The sequence below is a fragment of the Nocardiopsis metallicus genome (assembly GCF_014201115.1).
GTDB lineage: Bacteria > Actinomycetota > Actinomycetes > Streptosporangiales > Streptosporangiaceae > Nocardiopsis > Nocardiopsis metallicus.
This window is the reverse complement of record NZ_JACHDO010000001.1, coordinates 4332604-4349967: the sequence shown is the minus strand read 5'-3', so window position 1 is coordinate 4349967 and position 17364 is coordinate 4332604. Positions and strand designations below refer to the sequence as shown.

The 17364-nt window shown below is 70.9% G+C and carries 19 protein-coding genes; 13 read left to right on the top strand and 6 right to left on the bottom strand.

Annotation, left to right across the window (positions count from 1 at the left end; translation table 11 throughout):
- Nucleotides 1–35: 35 nt before the first annotated feature.
- From HNR07_RS18950 to nudC, 4 genes are all read left to right on the top strand, one after another.
- Nucleotides 36–1151, top strand: coding sequence for a TIGR03364 family FAD-dependent oxidoreductase (locus tag HNR07_RS18950; RefSeq protein ID WP_425572571.1), 1116 nt, complete (start codon nt 36–38; stop codon nt 1149–1151).
- 2 nt (nt 1152–1153) lie between these two features.
- Complete coding sequence (locus HNR07_RS18945; RefSeq protein ID WP_184366130.1) at nt 1154–1861, top strand: phosphonatase-like hydrolase; 708 nt, start codon at nt 1154–1156, stop codon at nt 1859–1861.
- Between the two features lie 231 nt (nt 1862–2092).
- A complete protein-coding gene (locus tag HNR07_RS18940) occupies nt 2093–3475 on the top strand; it encodes a dipeptidase (protein WP_184366129.1) in 1383 nt (460 codons plus the stop codon).
- A gap of 138 nt (nt 3476–3613) precedes the next feature.
- Nucleotides 3614–4564, top strand: coding sequence for an NAD(+) diphosphatase (gene nudC, locus HNR07_RS18935; RefSeq protein ID WP_184366128.1), 951 nt, complete (start codon nt 3614–3616; stop codon nt 4562–4564).
- 143 nt (nt 4565–4707) lie between these two features.
- Here the strand turns inward: nudC and HNR07_RS18930 are convergent, their stop codons facing one another.
- Both HNR07_RS18930 and HNR07_RS18925 read right to left on the bottom strand, forming a co-directional pair.
- On the bottom strand, nt 4708–5190 hold the full coding sequence (locus HNR07_RS18930; protein ID WP_184366127.1) for an ANTAR domain-containing response regulator: 483 nt from the start codon (nt 5188–5190) through the stop codon (nt 4708–4710).
- 115 nt (nt 5191–5305) lie between these two features.
- Complete coding sequence (locus HNR07_RS18925) at nt 5306–5596, bottom strand: mycoredoxin (protein WP_246420386.1); 291 nt, start codon at nt 5594–5596, stop codon at nt 5306–5308.
- A 356-nt stretch (nt 5597–5952) separates the two neighbouring features.
- Between HNR07_RS18925 and HNR07_RS18920 the strand changes: the two genes are divergently transcribed.
- From HNR07_RS18920 to HNR07_RS18895, 6 genes are all read left to right on the top strand, one after another.
- Nucleotides 5953–8076 carry an ATP-dependent DNA helicase UvrD2 gene (locus tag HNR07_RS18920; RefSeq protein ID WP_184366126.1) on the top strand — a complete coding sequence of 708 codons (2124 nt, stop codon included), beginning with the start codon at nt 5953–5955 and terminating at the stop codon, nt 8074–8076.
- Nucleotides 8069–8956 (top strand): acyl-CoA thioesterase II, encoded by an 888-nt coding sequence (gene tesB, locus HNR07_RS18915; RefSeq protein ID WP_184366125.1) that lies wholly within the window; start codon nt 8069–8071, stop codon nt 8954–8956. Before HNR07_RS18920 ends, tesB begins: the two co-directional genes overlap by 8 nt.
- A 263-nt stretch (nt 8957–9219) precedes the next feature.
- Nucleotides 9220–9597: a hypothetical protein gene (locus HNR07_RS18910; RefSeq protein ID WP_184366124.1), complete on the top strand. Its 378-nt coding sequence runs from the start codon at nt 9220–9222 to the stop codon at nt 9595–9597.
- 204 nt (nt 9598–9801) lie between these two features.
- Complete coding sequence (locus HNR07_RS18905) at nt 9802–10080, top strand: WhiB family transcriptional regulator (RefSeq protein ID WP_017584536.1); 279 nt, start codon at nt 9802–9804, stop codon at nt 10078–10080.
- A 58-nt stretch (nt 10081–10138) separates the two neighbouring features.
- Entirely contained in the window at nt 10139–10297 is a 159-nt protein-coding gene (locus tag HNR07_RS18900; protein WP_017584537.1) for a hypothetical protein, read from the top strand.
- A gap of 301 nt (nt 10298–10598) precedes the next feature.
- Nucleotides 10599–11162 carry a M48 metallopeptidase family protein gene (locus HNR07_RS18895; RefSeq protein ID WP_184366123.1) on the top strand — a complete coding sequence of 188 codons (564 nt, stop codon included), beginning with the start codon at nt 10599–10601 and terminating at the stop codon, nt 11160–11162.
- A gap of 186 nt (nt 11163–11348) precedes the next feature.
- Here HNR07_RS18895 and HNR07_RS18890 read toward each other — a convergent pair whose 3' ends face one another.
- Genes HNR07_RS18890 through HNR07_RS18880 form a run of 3 tightly spaced genes read right to left on the bottom strand, consistent with a single transcriptional unit; the run spans nt 11349 to nt 13732 of the window.
- Nucleotides 11349–11720 (bottom strand): hypothetical protein, encoded by a 372-nt coding sequence (locus tag HNR07_RS18890; protein WP_184366122.1) that lies wholly within the window; start codon nt 11718–11720, stop codon nt 11349–11351.
- On the bottom strand, nt 11720–12295 hold the full coding sequence (locus HNR07_RS18885; protein ID WP_184366121.1) for an NUDIX hydrolase: 576 nt from the start codon (nt 12293–12295) through the stop codon (nt 11720–11722). Before HNR07_RS18885 ends, HNR07_RS18890 begins: the two co-directional genes overlap by 1 nt.
- Nucleotides 12296–13732 carry a zinc-dependent metalloprotease gene (locus HNR07_RS18880; protein WP_184366120.1) on the bottom strand — a complete coding sequence of 479 codons (1437 nt, stop codon included), beginning with the start codon at nt 13730–13732 and terminating at the stop codon, nt 12296–12298.
- A gap of 123 nt (nt 13733–13855) precedes the next feature.
- Between HNR07_RS18880 and HNR07_RS18875 the strand changes: the two genes are divergently transcribed.
- The 3 genes from HNR07_RS18875 (at nt 13856) to HNR07_RS18865 (ending at nt 16634) form a co-directional block, all read left to right on the top strand.
- On the top strand, nt 13856–14923 hold the full coding sequence (locus HNR07_RS18875; RefSeq protein WP_184372294.1) for an NAD-dependent epimerase/dehydratase family protein: 1068 nt from the start codon (nt 13856–13858) through the stop codon (nt 14921–14923).
- 131 nt (nt 14924–15054) lie between these two features.
- A complete protein-coding gene (locus HNR07_RS18870) occupies nt 15055–15492 on the top strand; it encodes a molybdenum cofactor biosynthesis protein MoaE (RefSeq protein ID WP_017584543.1) in 438 nt (145 codons plus the stop codon).
- Nucleotides 15493–15560: 68 nt separating this feature from the next.
- A complete protein-coding gene (locus HNR07_RS18865) occupies nt 15561–16634 on the top strand; it encodes a YlbL family protein (protein ID WP_184372291.1) in 1074 nt (357 codons plus the stop codon).
- A gap of 77 nt (nt 16635–16711) precedes the next feature.
- On the opposite strand, the gene HNR07_RS18860 is transcribed toward HNR07_RS18865, so the two are convergent.
- Nucleotides 16712–17239 (bottom strand): PPA1309 family protein, encoded by a 528-nt coding sequence (locus HNR07_RS18860; protein ID WP_239646266.1) that lies wholly within the window; start codon nt 17237–17239, stop codon nt 16712–16714.
- Between the last annotated feature and the right edge of the window lie 125 nt (nt 17240–17364).

Below are 17364 nucleotides of genomic sequence, written 5' to 3'. Positions count from 1 at the left end.
CTCCACCCTTCCCCACCAGGCTCGAAGACATGAGAGTGATCATCGTCGGCGCCGGGGTGCTCGGCACCATGCACGCCTGGCAGGCCGTTTCCCGAGGGCACGAGGTCGTCCACCTCGAACGCGAGGCCGCCGCGCGGGGCGCCTCCGTCCGCAACTTCGGCCTGGTCTGGGTCAGCGGCCGCTCCAGTGGTCCGGAGCTGGAGACCGCGCTGCGCTCCCGCGAGCTCTGGGAGGGGATCGCCGAGCGCGTTCCCGACCTGGGCTTCCGCCCCTCCGGTTCGCTCACCGCCCTGACCACCGAAGCCGAGCTGGCCGTCGCGAAGGCCGCCGTCCAGGGCCCCGACGCCCAGCCGCGTGACCTCCGACTCCTCGAACCCGAACGCGTCCGCGAGGTGAACCCGGCCCTGCGCGGCGAACTCCTCGGCGCCCTGTGGTGCCGCCGCGACGCCCAGGTCGAACCCCGGGTGGCCCAGAACGCCCTTCAGGCCGAGCTCGCCCGCAGCGGCCGCTACACCCTGCTCACCGGCCGCGAGGTCCGCGACCTGCCCGCGCCCGGAGCCGTCCGCGACGACAACGGCCAGACCCATCAGGGAGACCAGGTCGTGCTGTGCACCGGAGCCTGGCTCGGCGGACTGGTCCGCGAACTCGTTCCCGAGCTGCCGGTGCGCCGGGTCCGCCTGCAGATGATGCAGACCGGGCCCCTGGGCGAGGCCCTGACCACTTCCGTCGCCGACGCCGACAGCTTCCGCTACTACCCGGCCTACCAGGGCCCCGAGTTGGACGCCCTCAACGCCGGACAGCCCCAGCCGCCCACCGCCCGTGAGCACGCCATGCAGCTGCTCATGGTCCAGCGCGCCGACGGCTCCCTCACCATCGGCGACACCCACGAGTACGAGCACCCCTTCTCCTTCGACACCGTCGAGGACCCCTACGAGCACCTCGCCCAGGTGGCCGAAGGCCTCCTCGGCCGCCCGCTGCCGTCGGTCCGCCGCCGCTGGGCCGGGGTCTACGCCCAGTGCACGGGCACCTCGAACGTCGTGCACCGTGCCCCCGTCGCCGACTCCGCCTGGCTGGTCACCGGCCCCGGCGGACGCGGCATGACCTGTTCCCCCGCCATCGCCGAGACCACCGCAGACGAACTGGACTGGTGACCATGACCGCGAACCCCGCCGCCTCCGAGAACCCCACGAACCCCGTGACCACCGAACTCGTGGTGCTGGACATGGCCGGGACCACCGTCGCCGACGGCGGCCTGGTCGAGCGCGCCTTCCAGGCCGCCCTGCCCGACTTCACCACGGCCCAGCTCGACTACGTGCGCGCCACCATGGGCGAATCCAAGATCACCGTCTTCCGCCACCTCACCGACCACGACGAGAACCGTGCCCAGCAGGCGAACATCGCTTTCGAAGCCGCCTACGCGCGCCTGGTCGACGAGGGCCACTGCGCCCCGCTGCCCGGCGCGGAGGACGCCCTGCGCGGCCTCCGGGACCAGGGCCGCACCATCGCCCTGACCACCGGTTTCGCCCGCGACACCCAGGACCGCATCCTCGCTGCCCTGGGCTGGGAGAACCTGGTCGACTTCACCCTCTGCCCCGCCGACGTCGGCGGACGCGGCCGCCCCCACCCGGACATGGTCCTCGCGGCCGCTCTGCGCGCCCAGGTTTCCTCGGTGGCTGCCGTCGCCGTCGCCGGTGACACCGCCTCGGACGTGCGCACCGGCCGCAACGCCGGAGCTGGGACCGTCGCGGGTGTCCTCACCGGAGCCCACGACACCGCCGCTCTGAGGGCCGCCGGGGCCACCCACGTCCTGGACTCGGTGGCTGCCCTGCCCGACCTGCTCGCGGCGCAGGAAACCCCCTAACCGCGCAGGAACGCCTTTACCCGACGGTTGATGTCCGCGTCCCCGTGGGCGAGGCCGAGCTTGGCCATGATGCTCGCGGTGTGCTGGGCACGGGGAGTCACCCCCGTCCTTTGGTAGCGGCAGCCTTGCCTTCCGTCCACCTCCGGCCCGGATGGCACCTCTGGCGTACCGTCCTGTTCGTCCAGGTTCTAAGGTCGATCCTGACAAGGATGTCTAGGACAAGGACGGCTGATGGACGCGCGTGCCTACATCGAGGCCCACGGGGACGAGTTCCTCACCTCGCTCAAGGAATGGCTGGCGATCCCCTCGATCTCCGCCGACCCCGAGCGCCACGACGACGTGCGCCGCTCGGCCCGCTGGCTGGCGGACCACCTCACCGAGACCGGCTTCCCCACGGTCGAGGTCTGGGAGACCCCCGGGCTGCCCGCCGTGTTCGCCGAGTGGCGCGCCGCCGACCCCGCGGCGCCCACGGTGCTGGTCTACGGCCACCACGACGTGCAGCCGGTGGACCCGCTGGAGGAGTGGGAGACAGAGCCCTTCGTCCCCACCGAGCGTGGCACCTCCCTCTACGCGCGCGGGTCCTCCGACGACAAGGGCCAGGTCCTCTTCCACGCCCTCGGTGTGCGGGCCGCCCTGGCCGCCTCCGGTGCGGACGCCCCGCCGGTCACCGTCAAGCTGCTGGTGGAGGGTGAGGAGGAGTCCGGGTCCGTCCACTTCGCTGAGCTGATGAAGGCCAACCGCGAGCGCCTGGCCTGCGACGTCGCGGTCATCTCCGACACCACCATGTGGGCGCCCGACACCCCCTCCATGTGCGTGGGCATGCGCGGCGTCACCGACGTGGAGATCAACCTCTTCGGTCCCGGGCGCGACCTGCACAGCGGTTCCTTCGGCGGTGCGGTGCCCAACCCGCTCAAGATCATGAGCGACCTGCTCTCCGGTCTGCACGACGCCGACGACCGCGTCGCGATCCCCGGTTTCTACGACGGGGTCGTCGAGGCCAGCGCGCAGGAGCGCGAGCTCATCGCGCGGCTGCCCTTCGACGAGGAGGAGTGGCTGGCCACCGCCGCCTCCACCGCCGCGCGCGGGGAGAAGGGGTACAGCACCCTGGAGCGCGTCTGGCTGCGGCCCACCGCCGAGATCAACGGCATGTGGGGCGGGCACACCGGCGCGGGCGGCAAGACCATCGTGCCCCGCTCCGCGCACGCCAAGATCAGCTTCCGCCTCGTGCCCGGCCAGGAGCCCTTGGAGATCCAGGACCGGGTCCGCGAGTACGTGGAGGCCAACACCCCGGACGGCATCACCGCCGAGCTGGAGTTCGGCGGCCCGGGCGTGCGCGCCTGCGCCTCCGACCTGTCCTCCACCGCCCTGAAGGCCGCCCGCTCCGCCATGGGCCGCGCCTTCGGCAAGGAGGTCCTGTTCACCCGTGAGGGCGGCAGCGGCCCCGAGGCCGACATCGCCGACATCCTCGAAGCCCCGCTGGTGTTCGTGGCCGTGGGACTCAACGAGGACCGCATCCACGCCCCCAACGAGAAGGTGGAGATGCCGCTGCTGCTCAAGGGCGCCGAGAGCGCGGCCTACCTGTGGGAGGAACTGGGCGCCGCCAAGGACGCCTGATCCCGCACATCCGGTACCGTCGCCTACCGCTCGCGGCCGCCGTACGCTGGCGGCGGCCGCGCCGGTTCCGGGAACGGGAGTGCGCGAGGGCCCCGCGGGCGTTAGACCTTGAGGAGAACCTCAGAACCGGAAGGTCGCATGGAATCCGAAGCCACACCCCTGCTCGCCCGCTCGACCGTCAACCCCGCCGGACACCGGCGCGGTGACGACGACTGGCTGGCCGCGGCCTGGGCGGACCCGAACACCAGGGTCCTGGTCCTGGAGGGCGGTGAACCCGGCAGCTACGGCTGGAAGGCCCTCATGGCCAAGCAGTCCCGCGCGCTGGTCACCACCGGTCAGACCCGGGAGCTCGTCCTGCTCGACCCCCACCACGCTCCTGCGGGCGAGCGGTACCTGCTGGGCAGCGACGGCGAGCGCGCCTACTTCGCGGTCCGCTCGCACCAGGACCTGGAGCCCAACCCCGTCGCCGAACCCGCCTCCCTGCGCGAGGTCGGCGCGGTCCTCAACGACCACGACACCGGCCTGTTCACCCGGGCGGTCGCCCTCGCGAACTGGAACGCCAGCCACGGCTTCTGCCCGCGCTGCGGTGCCCGCACCCGGATCGAGAAGGCCGGCCACGTGCGCGTCTGCGAGGAGGAGGGCACCGAACAGTTCCCCCGGATGGACCCGGCGGTGATCATGCTGGTGCACCGCGAGCGCGACGGTCAGGAGGAGTGCCTGCTCGGCAACAACCCCAACTGGGACGCGCACCGCTTCTCCGTGCTGGCCGGGTTCGTGGACGCGGGGGAGTCCCTGGAACAGGCGGTGATCCGCGAGGTGGCGGAGGAGGCGGGCGTGGTCGTCGAGGACCCCCGCTACCTGTCCTCGCAGCCCTGGCCGTTCCCGCGCAGCCTCATGATGGGCTACACCGCCCGTGCGGTGGGCGAGACCGAGCGGACCGACGACGAGATCGCCGAGACCCGCTGGTTCACCCGGGCCGAGCTGGCCGAGGCCGTGCACTCCGAGGAGGTCGTCCTGCCGGGGCGGCTCTCCATCGCCCGCACCCTGATCGAGCACTGGTACGGCGCGGAGCTCCCGGGAGGCTGGTAGACCGAACCCGGAGCCGTCACCGCCCGGGGCCCGCGTGGCCCGGGCGCGCCCGAACCGCGGGTCGTCCGTCCCCCCCGAACCGGACGTCCCGCGGTGCGTACCGGTCCTGCCGCCGACCGGGATCGGCCGGCCCGGCCCCGGTCCTATCCCGTGGTCAGCTCGTCCGGGAGGACGGTCAGGGGGCTGGTGCTGCTCTCCACCACGTCCTGGGCCAGTTCGGCGACCTTGCGCCCCCGGGACCTGGCCGAGGAGCGAAGTCTCTCGAACGCCTCGCGGGGCGGCATCGTGTGCCGTTCCGCGAGCACCCCGATGGCCTGCTCCACCACGACCCTCGAGTGCAGCGCGTGCTCCAGCTGCGTGATCGTGTGCCGCAGCCGCTCCACTTCCGACGCCCCCTCCGGGGCGCGGCCCGGAGCCTGGGTGCGGGGTCTGCCGGTCCCCGCCTCGGCGGTGAGCAGGTCCGCCAGGACCATCGCACTGACCAGGTCCGGCGTCTCGTGCCCGTTCTGGTCGGTGCCCACACGCCACCCGTTCGGGGTGCGGCGCACCACTTCGACGTCCACCGTGTCGGTGACCGCTACGTCATGAGACCTCACGTCGTCCCCCAACTCAACACTCCCCGTCATCGTCCGAGCTACGGTGTCGGCCGCGCCGCCGGTCGGAACCCGGGGGTGTCCGCCCCCTGGGGGGGAGGGGACCCGCCGCGCGGACCGCAACCGTGTGCGGTCCGCGCCGTTCGTCCTAGGACAGCTCGGCCAACTTCTTCTTCACCTGAGCGAGCGACGGGTTGGTCATCGCCGTTTCGTCACTGAAGACCACCGTGGGGACCGTCTGGTTCCCGCCGTTCACCTTCATCACGTACTCCGCGGCCTCCGGGTTCTCCTCGATGTTCACCTCGCGAATCGCGATCCCCTCGCGGGAGAGCTGGCTCTTGAGGCGTCTGCAGTACCCGCACCAGGGGGTGCTGTACATCGTGAAAAGTTCGGTGCCCGTACTCGTCATCTCGCTCACGTCTTTCAGGTCGACGGTCATGGTGGGGGGTCGGTTCCCCAACTCTCAACACCAAGGGGGCCTCACCGCTTCCCATGACCGTGCGACACAACGTGGGACGCCTCACAGGGGCGACTGGTTCTGGAATGTCTCGCTCAGCTCGTTCGCCCAGCTCGCGCACCCCGCGTGCCCACGCTTGTCCACAGCCTGGCGCATCCGCTCCCGGTAAAGACCGATACTTGAGAGACTGTGCGCCCACGGCCTGACAAGAGTCCCAGAGTGGCACGACGGTCCAGGGCCGTTCCAGACCGTTGTGGTCGTCTTGGCCGATTTCGGCCGTCTGGCCGATCGCAGCCGAAACACCGATCACACCCGCCCCGACCAGATGCAGGAGCACCATGGACCCCGACCGCGTCCTGGAGGGACTGGACCCGGAACAGACCGAGGCGGCGCGCGCCCTACGCGGCCCCGTGTGCATTCTGGCCGGTGCCGGAACGGGGAAGACCAGGGCCATCACGCACCGGATCGCGCACGCCGTGGCCAGCGGGGTCGTCTCCGAACAGCAGATCCTCGCGGTCACCTTCACCGCCCGCGCGGCCGGGGAGATGCGCGGACGCCTGCGCTCCCTGGGCGCCCCCCGGGTGCAGGCCCGCACCTTCCACGCGGCCGCGCTGCGCCAGTTGGGCTTCTTCTGGCCACAAGTGGTCGGCGGAGAGAAACCCACCCTCATCGACAGCAAGCTCTCGGTGGTGGCCCGCGCCGCCAACGCGGTGGGGCTGCAACCGGACCGGCTCGGGCTGCGCGACCTCGCCAGTGAGATCGAGTGGGCCAAGGTCACCCAGGTACGCCCCAGCGACTACGACAAGGCCGTGGCCAAGGCGGGCCGCCAGGCGCCGATGACCACCGGCGAGGTCGCCCGGGTCTTCGAGGCCTACGAGGAGCTGCGCAGCGAGCACAACCTCCTCGACTTCGAGTCCATGCTGGAGCTCACCGCCGGGATGATCAACGAGTACCCGGCCGTGGCCCAACGGGTCCGCGACCAGTACCGGTACTTCGTCGTGGACGAGTTCCAGGACGTCAACCCGCTGCAGAAACTCCTCCTGGACGCCTGGCTCGGCGACCGCGACGACCTGTGCGTGGTCGGCGACCCCAGCCAGACCATCTACTCCTTCGCCGGGGCCACCCCGGGCTACCTGACCGGGTTCGCCAACCGCTACCCGCACGCCACGGTGGTCCGGCTGGTCCGCGACTACCGCTCCACCCCGCAGGTGGTGCGGGTGGCCAACCACGTCATCGCGCAGGCCAAGGGCACCACCTCCGCCAACCACCTCACCCTCCAGGCGCAGCGCCCGGACGGGCCGGACCCGCTCTACCAGGAGTACGAGGACGAACCGGGGGAGGCCACCGGCGTCGCGCGCAAGATCAGCGTGCTGCTGGAGGACGGCACCCCCGCGAGCGAGATCGCGGTGCTGCTGCGCACCAACTCGCAGTCGGCCGCCTACGAGCAGGCCCTGGCCGACGAGGGCGTCCCCTTCACGGTGCGCGGCACCACCCGTTTCTTCGAGCGCCCCGAGATCAAGCAGGCCGTGCACACCCTGCGCGGGGCCCGGCACGGCGCGGCGGGGGAGACGGCCGAACCCCTGGTCGCGACCGTGCGGAGCCTGCTCTCCCAGATGGGGCTGACCGACACCGCCCCCGAGGGCTGCCAGGCCCGGGAACGCTGGGAGTCGCTGTCGGCTCTGGCCCAGCTCGCCGAGGACATGGCGGCCAAGCCCGGCCCGGACGGCGGCCAGGCCACCATGGCCGCCTTCGTCGAGGAGCTCGAGACGCGCATGGCCACCGAGCACGCGCCCGGGTTCGAGGGGGTGACCATCGCCTCCCTGCACTCCGCCAAGGGTCTGGAGTGGGACGCGGTGTTCCTGGTCGGCCTCACCGAGGGCATGATGCCGATCATCTACGCCGAGACCGACGAGCAGGTCGAGGAGGAGCGCAGGCTCTTCTACGTGGGGGTCACCCGCGCCCGGTCCAGCCTCGCGATGTCCTGGTCCCTGGCGAGGTCACCGGGGGGAAGGAAGACCCGCAAGCCCTCGCGCTTCCTGGACGGGCTGCGCCCCGCCTCGCCCTCCACCGCCAACCGCCGTGACCGACGCAAGGGCGGGGTCGTGCGCTGCCGGGTCTGCTCGGACGTGCTCTCCGACACCACCGAGCGCAAGCTGGGACGCTGCCTGGACTGCCCGTCGAACTACGACGAAGCCCTGCTGGAGCGGCTGCGCGACTGGCGCAGGCAGACCGCCCAGGAAGCGAAGATGCCCGCCTACGTGATCTTCACCGACGCCACCCTCCAGGCCATCGCCGAGCAGGAGCCCTCCAGCGTCTCCCAGCTCACGGCCGTGTCCGGGGTGGGCCCGGCGAAGCTGGACCGTTACGGTGAGGCGGTACTCGCGCTGGTCGCGGGGCGGGACCCCGCGGAGGCGGCCGCCGGTGAGACGGACGCCGGTGACGGAGAGGACGAGGATGAGTGAACACGACGCCGAGCGCAGCGGGCAGTCCCTGTCCGACCTGCTGAGGGTGCTGGACCTGGAACAGATCGAGGTCAACATCTTCCGCGGGATCAGTCCGGCGGAGGGGCCCCAGCGGGTCTTCGGCGGCCTGGTGGCGGGGCAGGCACTCGTCGCCGCGGGCCGGACCGTGCCCACGGACCGGTACGTGCACTCCCTGCACGCCTACTTCATCCGGCCGGGCGACCCGACGGTGCCGATCGTCTACGAGGTCGACCGGGTCCGTGACGGGCGTTCGTTCACCACCCGCCGGGTCGTGGCGATCCAGCACGGCAAGGCGATCTTCACCCTGTCGGCCTCCTTCCACAAGGAGGAGCCGGGGCTGGACCACCAGACCCCGATGCCGGACGTACCGCCGCCCGAGGACCTGCTCAGCACGCGCCAGCGGCTGCGCGAGGCGTTCGGGAAGGTACCGAACTTCGTCCAGTGGCACCCGATCGAGATGCGTCCGGTGGGTGCGATGTCGTTCGAGGCCGAACGCGATCCCGACCTGCGCACCTCCACCAACCCGGTGTGGTTCAAGGTGGACGGCAAGCTGCCCGACGACCGTCTCACACAGGTGTGTCTGATGACCTACGCCTCGGACATGACCCTGCTGGACACGGTGCTGCTCCGGCACGGCCGGTCCTTCGCGGGCATCGCGATGGCCAGCCTGGACCACGCCATGTGGTTCCACCGCCCGTTCCGCGCCGACGAGTGGCTGCTCTACGCGCAGGAGTCCCCGACCGCCCAGGGCGCCAGGGGACTGGCCCGGGGTCTGGTCTACACGCGTGACGGACAGCTCGTCTGCTCCGTGGTGCAGGAGGGCATGATCCGCGTGGTGGACGCCGAGGGCTGGGCCTAGGCAGGACGTCCTGGGAGTCCGCCGGGGGTTTCACCAGGCAGGACACCGAGCAGCCGTTCGGGGAGGGTCCGGCAGTGGGTTGGCGAACACTGCCGGGCCCTTCGCCATTCCCGGAAAGTTTTGGCCGGATGCGGACGTTTTCGCAGGTCAAAAATAGGTTGCCGATTTTCGTGGCCGCCCCGTAGTGTGTACCTCGTCGAAGTGACCGCTCTCGGTGCAGGTGCAAGACCCTGTGCCCGACTTTGAAGGAGGTGCCCGATCAAATGAACACGACGGAGATGAACCAGATGAACTCGTTGAAGCCAAGGAACCACGGTTTCGCGTCTGCCGCTGCCGCTGCCTGGCAGCTGTTCCCGACCCGTGTCGTCCCGGGTGCCGACCTGAGCGGCATCACCACCATCGGCAGTCGCCCGAGCACCGAAGGCGGCACCTGTGTCCTCGGCATGGTCCGGCTCGTCGGAGCGGGCTTCGTGTCCCAGGGGACCGGTGTGTCCACCGCTGGTGTGATCGGCGGACTGCGTCACGAGTCCGAGCTTGCCCTTGATCGCGGCAAGTTCACCGGTGGCGTCAACGAGGCATCGCACGAAACCCCGCGCCGCTATGGCGCATCGGGGGAGTGTCCACGGAGGATTCCGGCCTAGAGCTACACAGGCCGAGATTTTCAACCGTGGCCGCGGACCCCGACACAGGGGCCGCGGCTTTCTTTGTATCTCCGCAGGCTCTCCGTCCCCCAGGGACGAGGGAGAAGGCGGCGGCATCGCAAGTCCAGGTCCCGCACCGGGCCTGATCCGGTGACTGAACACCGACCGCGTTGTACGAACGATCAAAGATCTTGGAGGGCACCGATGCTTGCGTCGGTCCTGGAAACGCCTCAGCTGGGCGAGGCCGAAATCCCCTGCCGTATGGAGCCGGACCTGTTCTTCGCGGAGTCCCCCGCGGAGGTCGAGGAGGCCAAGGCGATCTGTGGGGCCTGCCCGATCAGGGAGCAGTGCCTGGCGGACGCGCTCGAGCGGCGCGAGCCGTGGGGCGTCTGGGGCGGGCAGCTGCTCGTCTCCGGTCAGGTCGTGGCGCGCAAGCGCCCGCGTGGCCGTCCCCGCAAGAACCCGGCCCCGGTCGCGGCCTGACCGCCCGGAACAACCTGAAGCCCCCGAAGCACCCACGAACCGAAGGACTCGAAGAACGATGATGCAGGAACTCATGCAGATGGTGGAACGCTCCGACGAGGAGCCGCGCGAGCGTCAGATCAGACGGCTCGGCGCCCGACAGCTCCGAGCCCGCCAGCGCGAGGAGCGCCGTGCGGAGCAGGCGATCATGGAAATCGCGTGGTCACGGCTGTGTTGACCGGGCCTGAGCGCCAAATGACGCGTGCTGGGTGAACACTCGAGGCCGGACGGCGGTCTCCTCCCGACGGGGGGCTCGCCGTCCGGTCTCGTTTGTGTAACCAAAAATGCGGGAAGAGGTCGAATCAGGCCCCGATACGGCCCCTCTCACCAGGCAAAAAACCGCCCTGGTCAGAGCTGAATCCGCTACACAGGGGAGTTTCCCGTCCTGAGAGCACTCCTCGGACACCGCGCTAGACAGATGACATTTCGGGACAACGCACACCTGTTCGTGAGAGCTTCGCTCGGCTACCGTAAAGTTCGTGCCCTCGAACACCAAAATCGAGGTACGACGCAGTCCTCGTCGCCGCCGCACCGTGTCGGCCTACAGGGACGGGGACACCACGGTCGTCCTCGTGCCCGCGACGTTCTCCCGCGCAGAGGAAAAGCGCTGGGTGGACCAGATGCTGCAAAAACTCGAGGCGCGCGAGGGCCGCAGACGCCCCGGCGACCGTGAGCTCCACGAGCGCGCGGTGGAACTGGCCGAACGCTACCTGGGCGGTACCCACCTGCCGGACAGCGTCCGCTGGGTCGACAACCAGAACTCCCGCTGGGGCTCGTGCACCCCGGACACCCGCACGATCCGCATCTCCCGCCGCGTCGCCGGGATGCCCGCCTGGGTGGTGGACTACGTCCTGGTCCACGAACTCGCCCACCTGCAGATCCCGCACCACGGCCGCGACTTCTGGGACCTGGTCCGCCGCTACCCCAAGGCCGACCGCGCCCGCGGCTACCTGGAGGGCTACAGCGCCGGAAGCCGCTCCGAATGCGACCACTCCGGCTCCGAAGAGGAACTCGAAGCCGACGAAGTAGCCCTCGAAGAGTAGCCCTCCACCCGGTCAGGTCCTGTTCTGCCCCGGTTCCGGATTCGAGCCGCCTGACGGCTTCGTGCGGGCGTTGTGCGTTCGCCGGGCCGCGGAGCAGGTAGTCGGTCTCGTCGTGGGACTCGCGCTCGGACAGGACACCCACCACCAGGACTCGCTGTGCGCGCGAGCGGGTAGGTCTGCGAAGAATCAGTGGCCGGGCCGGCCGAGTTCGTTCTTGGCCTCGTTGGCCTCGGCGGCGACCCTGCTCAGGGTGAAGGCGCTGACCAGCAGCAGCACGACGACGAGGACCGCGTAGTAGAGGGTGGTCCCGCCCCACTCACCCGTGACCGCCGCGCGGCCCAGGACCGCGAGGAGCAGCAGGCCCAGGAAGGCGCAGACGCCCTTGCCCAGGCGCAGGGAGCGTTCCTTCTGCTGGACCTTGGCCCGGGCGACCTCGTCCGGGCCGATCAGGCCCGCACGCTGGTCGGCGAGCAGGCGCTCGGCGGCCTTGCGCCCCCTACGGGCGAGGAGGAACACGGCCAGGCCGCCGAGCATGCCCGCCACGGTGATCAGGGACACTACGCGGGCCTCGGGTCGCTCTGCCCGGCTCTGTCGGCGCGGACCGCCCGTGCGGCGGTGCGGACCAGGTCGCGCACGACGTCGTCGCTGGGTTCGGGCAGCTCGTCCACCGGGAACCAGTCGAGCCCTGCGGACTCGGCGGGGTCCACGACCAGCACCGCGTCGGCCGGGGCCAGGGCCGCGTACTGCACGTCCAGATGGAAGCTGCCGCCGCCGCACGGTACCGCGTGGCGGTCCAGCCGCACCGGTGCGGGCAGCAGGGTCAGCCCCCGGATGCCGGACTCCTCAGTGGCCTCGCGCAGCGCGGCAGCGGCCAGGGTGGCGTCCTCGGTCTCGCAGTGGCCGCCGGTCTGCAGCCACATCCGGTGGACGCGGTGCAGCACGAGGGCCACCTTGGAGCCGTCGGCGGAGATGATCGCCGAGCTCGCGGTCAGGTGCCCGGGCAGGCACGTGCGCCACATGGCGTCCGGGTGGGCGTCGAGGTGGTCCAGGTAGGAACGGCGGAGTTCCTCCTGCCCGGCGTCGGGCGCGGTCCACGCGCCCAGCACCGCCCGGGCGTCCGCGTGCAGTGTCACCTAATCGCCGTCCTTCTTGTCCTCACCGGACTTGCCTTCGGCCTCGCCGGGCTTGGGCTTCTCCGAGCCGTCGGGTTCGGTCAGTGACGAGATGTCGAAGTCCGCGCCCTCGAACTCGCTCCGCCCGTGCACGAAACCGTCCGGGTCGTCGAGGTCGTCGCCGGTGGGCATCAGGTCCGGGTGCTGCCAGACGGCGTCCCGGCCCTCCACGCCCCGGGCCTCCTCCAGCGCGGACCACAGGGCTCCGGCCTCGCGCAGGCGGCGCGGGCGCAGTTCCAGGCCGACCAGGGCGGCGAAGGTGTGTTCGGCGGGACCACCGGTGGCGCGGCGGCGACGGGTGGTCTCGGCCAGGGCGCCGGACTGCGGCAGCCGTTCGGAGACCGCCTTGGCCACCACGGTCGCCACCCAGCCCTCGATCAGGGCGAGGGTGGTCTCCAGGCGGGCCAGCGCGGCCTTCTGCTGCGGGGTGTCCTCCGGCTGGAGCAGGCCCTCGGGGCCCATACCGCCGGACATCGCCTCCTGGAGGGCCTCGGGGTTGGTGAGATCGATCTCGCCGAGCTTGTCCTCCAGACCGCTGACGTCGAAGGACATCCCGGCCGCGTACTCCTCGACCAGGCGCGAGACGTGCGAACGCAGCCACGGCACGTGCGAGTACAGGCGGTGCACGGCGGCCTCGCGGGCGGCCAGGTACAGCCGCACCTCGTCGTCGGGGATCTCCAGGCCCTCACTGAAGCGGGCCACCCCCGAGGGCAGCAGCGCGGCATTGCCCTCACCGGCGAGCGGCAGGCCGATGTCGGTGGTACCGATCACTTCCCGGGCGAGCTCGCCGATGGCCTGACCGGCCTGCTGGCCGACCATCATGCCGCCCATCTGCTGGATCATGCCCAGCAGCGGACCGGCCATGGAGGCCATCTCCTCGGGCAGGTTCTGCCCCATGGCCTGGACGGTCTTGGCGGTCAGCGGGTCGCACAGCTGCGCCCACGAGTCCATCGTCTTCTCGATCCACTCCGACCGGCTCCAGGCCTGGGCGGTCTGGAGTCCCGAAGGCAGGTCGGTAGCCTGGTCGAGCCACAGGTCGGCGAGGCGCAGCGCCTCCTCGATCCGTGCGTAGTCGGCGGGCGGCACACTCGGGTCCCCCTTCTGGGACACCGCGTGCCGCGCGATGTTCTTGGCCATGTCCCAGTTGATGCCGGACGCCGAGGACGTCTGGCCGGCCTCGGACGCACCGGGGGCGGGCTGGGACGACATCATGTCCGCGAACTGGCGGAGCATGTTGGCCATCTGTTGCGGATCGCCGAACGGGAAACCGTCCGGCATTCCGGAGTCCCCCCCGCCCGGGCGGCCGCTGCCGGCACCCGAGCCGGAGTCGCCAGAACGGCGGCCGGACTCGTCGTCGGGATCGTTCGGCATGCTGAAACCGAAAGGCAGGTCGCTCACAATCAGACCTCAGGCAGGATTAGGTTTGGTCTCCACTGTCACGTTAGCTGGGAGTCGCCCGGAGTGAATACCGAAAGCAGCCAGGTTCGCCCAGAGCACAGCCCCCCGGATCCGGCGGGCATGGTGGTGGCGGTCACCGGTGCCGCCTCCGGAGTGGGCCGACTCCTCGTGCAACGCCTGGCCACGCCAGAAGGTTCCGTGGCCGCCCGCGAGGTCGTCGCGATCGACGAGGAGTTCGCTGACCTGCGCGGAGTCACCTGGCGGATCGCGGACGTCAGCGATCCGGGGCTGGTCTCCCGCCTGGGCGGGATCGACGTCCTCGTGCACACCGCGGACGACCGGTCCCTGGACAGCAAACCCTCGGAGCGCCGGGCGCACAACGTCCGGGCGGCCCAGACGGTCCTGACCGCCGCGGCGGCCTCCGGGGTCCCGCGGGTCATCCTCGTCACCAGCACGATGGTCTACGGCGCCGTCCCCGACAATCCGGTCCCGCTGCCGGAGAACGCCACCCGCGTCTCGGACAACAGCGAGGGCCTCATGGGTGACTTCGCCGAGGTGGAGGAGCTGGCCGAGCGCGCCCGCCGGGCCCATCCCGGGCTGAGCGTCACCGTGGTGCGGCCCGCCCCGCTCGTGGGGCCGGACCTGGACACGCTGCTGAGCCGGCACTTCTCCGCGCCGCGGCTGCTCACCGTCAAGGGCCACGAACAGCGCTGGCAGTTCTGCCACGAGGACGACCTCGCCTCCGCCCTGGCCTACTGCGCCCTGCACGGGGTCACCGGTACGGACGGCGTGGTCGCCGTGGCCAGCGAGGGCTCCCTGTCCCAGGGGGAGGTGGAGGAGATCGCGGGGATGAAGCACTTCGAGGTGCCCGCGAACCTCGCCTTCGGCGCCGTGCGCCGCCTGCACCAGGCCCGCATCACCCCGGCCGCCGCAGGTGAGATCAAGTTCCTGGTCTACCCGTGCGTGGTGGACTGCTCGGCCCTGCGCGACGCGGGCTGGAAGCCCGGCCACGACAACGAGTCGGCGCTGATCGCCCTGCTGGAGTCCAAGACCGGAAAGCACGCGATCGCCGGGCGCAGCCTGGGCCGCAAGGAGGTCACCATCACCGCCGCCGGCGCCGCCGGTGCGGCGGCCGCCGCCATCGGTACCGCGGCCGCCATCCGGCACCTGCGCAAACGCGGGAGGAGCTGAGCGGGCGATGCTGCGAGTCGCGAGGTCTATGCGGCTCTGAACTGCTCGAACATCAGAATTTTTGGATGATCGCACAGGTGGGGTTCACGTGCGGGAGTGTCGTGCACGGGGCGCCTTGATACGGTTCCCACGTGGAACAGATCACTCTCGCGGCCGTACGCGACACGCCCCTGTCCGTGGACGAGGTCCTCGCGGCGGTGACCGATCCCAGAGCCGGCGGTACCGCCGTCTTCATCGGTACCGTGCGCGACCACGACCACGGCCGGGACGTCTCGGCGCTGTCCTACTCGGCCCATCCGTCCGTGGAGGCGCAGCTGCGCGTCGTCATGGAGAAGGTGCTGAGCGACACCTCCGTCCCCGGGCGGCCGGTCGTGCGGATGGCCGCCACGCACCGCGTCGGCGACCTGGAGATCGGGGACATCGCCGTGGTCGTCGCGGCCTCCGCCGAGCACCGCGAGGAGGCCTTCGCCGCCTGCCGCAAGCTCATCGACGACCTCAAGGCCCAGGTGCCCATCTGGAAGAACCAGTCCTTCGAGGACGGCGACACGGAGTGGGTGGGCTCGCCCTGACCGGCCCCCGCCCGTGAGCCCGGGTGGGTCGCCGGGGGCTCTAAGGTGTCAGCATGGTTCGTCGTGTCATGACCCTTGTCGCCGCACTCGTCCTGCTTGCCGGGCTCGGGTACGGCAGTCTCTTCCTGCCCGTGCCCTACCTGGTGGCCTCCCCCGGCGTCACCCTGGACACCCTGGGCGAGCAGCAGGACGGCCAGCCCGTCATCGGTATCGAGGGTGCCGAGAACTACGAGCACGACGGATCGCTCTCCATGGTGACCGTTCAGTACGCCGGCGGCCCCGACCACCGGCTCAACCTCTTCACCCTGGTGACGGCGTGGCTCTCGCCGAGCCAGGCGGTGCTGCCCGAGGAACTCCTCTTCCCGGCCGGGCGCTCCCAGGAGGAGGTCACCGAGCGGCAGACCGTCCAGATGAACAGCTCGCAGACGGACGCCACCGCCGCCGCCCTCAACCAGCTCAACATCGACTACGAGGCGATTCCGCTGGTCGCCGAGGCCGTCGAGGGCATGCCCGCCGACGGTGTCGTGGAGGCGGGGGACCGCATCATCGAGGTCGACGGCGAGAAGGTGCCCACCAGCACCACCGGTGACGACCCCGAGGAGCTCGTCGGTAGCGCCTACGTGGTGGACAAGGTCGGTGCCCGCGAGGCCGGTGACCCCGTCGCCCTGGTCCTGGACCGCGACGGCGAGGAGGTGGAGGTCGCCCTCGACACCGTCGAGGGCGACGAGGGCAACGCCGCGGTGGGCGTGCTCATCGCCGACGACATGGACTTCCCCGTCGACGTCTCCATCTCCGTCGGCGAGATCGGCGGCCCCAGCGCGGGCATGATGTTCGCCCTCGGGATCATCGACCGCCTCAGCGAGGAGGGCATCACCGGCGGTGTCAGCGTCGCCGGTTCGGGCACCGTCAGCTCCGACGGCCGGGTCGGCGGGGTCAGCGGTATCCCGCAGAAGATGGTCAGCGCCCACCGCGACGGCGCGGAGTACTTCTTCGTGGCCGCCGACAGCTGCTCCCAGGTGAACCAGTCCGCCGCCGCCGACGACCTGGACGTGGTGCGCGTCGAGACGCTCACCGACGCCCTGGACGCCCTGGAGACCATCCGCGAGGGCGGCGCTGACCTCCCCCGCTGCGAAGGGGACTAGCGGAGCAGAAGCCAGGACGCGCGCGAGATGAAGGAACCCCGGGCCGCACGGTCCGGGGTTCCGTTGTGTCCAGGGCTTCAGCTCTCCTTGCCGGGGAGCTCCTCTTCGAGGTCGAGGGTGAGGGCCAGGGCCGAGGTCAGTGCCGGGATCAGGTCCGGGCCGTTGAGGACCTCGGTCTCGCTGTCGTGGCTGCGCATGCGCATGGCGCAGTGCCGCGAACCGTCGCGCAGCACACCCGCGACCATGCGGATCTCCTCGGTCTCCTTGCCGGAGGCGGTGGGGTCCTCGCCCGCGGCCAGGGTCTCGTCCGAGCCCTTCACCACCAGGCGCTCCATGACCAGCGCGCACCCGGCCACGCCCTCGGGCCACAGGATGCGGCCCAGGGCCTCCTCCAACGGGACGTCCGGGGACAGCGCCTCCTGCTCCACCGGGGTCAGCTCGTCGGGGCTGGCCGGGGAATCGATCCCCAGCAGGCCCGCGAGAGCGGGTTCCGCGGCCAGCAGCTCCGAGGTGGGGACCAGGGCGTACAGCCCCAGGGGGCGGTCCCAACCCTGCTCGGCCGCGTGGCGTTCCAGGTCCATGACTGCTTCGCGAATGTTCGACACGTTTCCATGGTGGCCGATGTGGGAACCCCGCCGGGCCCGTTCGGCGGCAGTAGGGTCGCATGGCGCCCTCCGGTTGCGACTCCGATACCCCAACGATGCAGCCTTGTCATCGGCTGGAGGGCGAT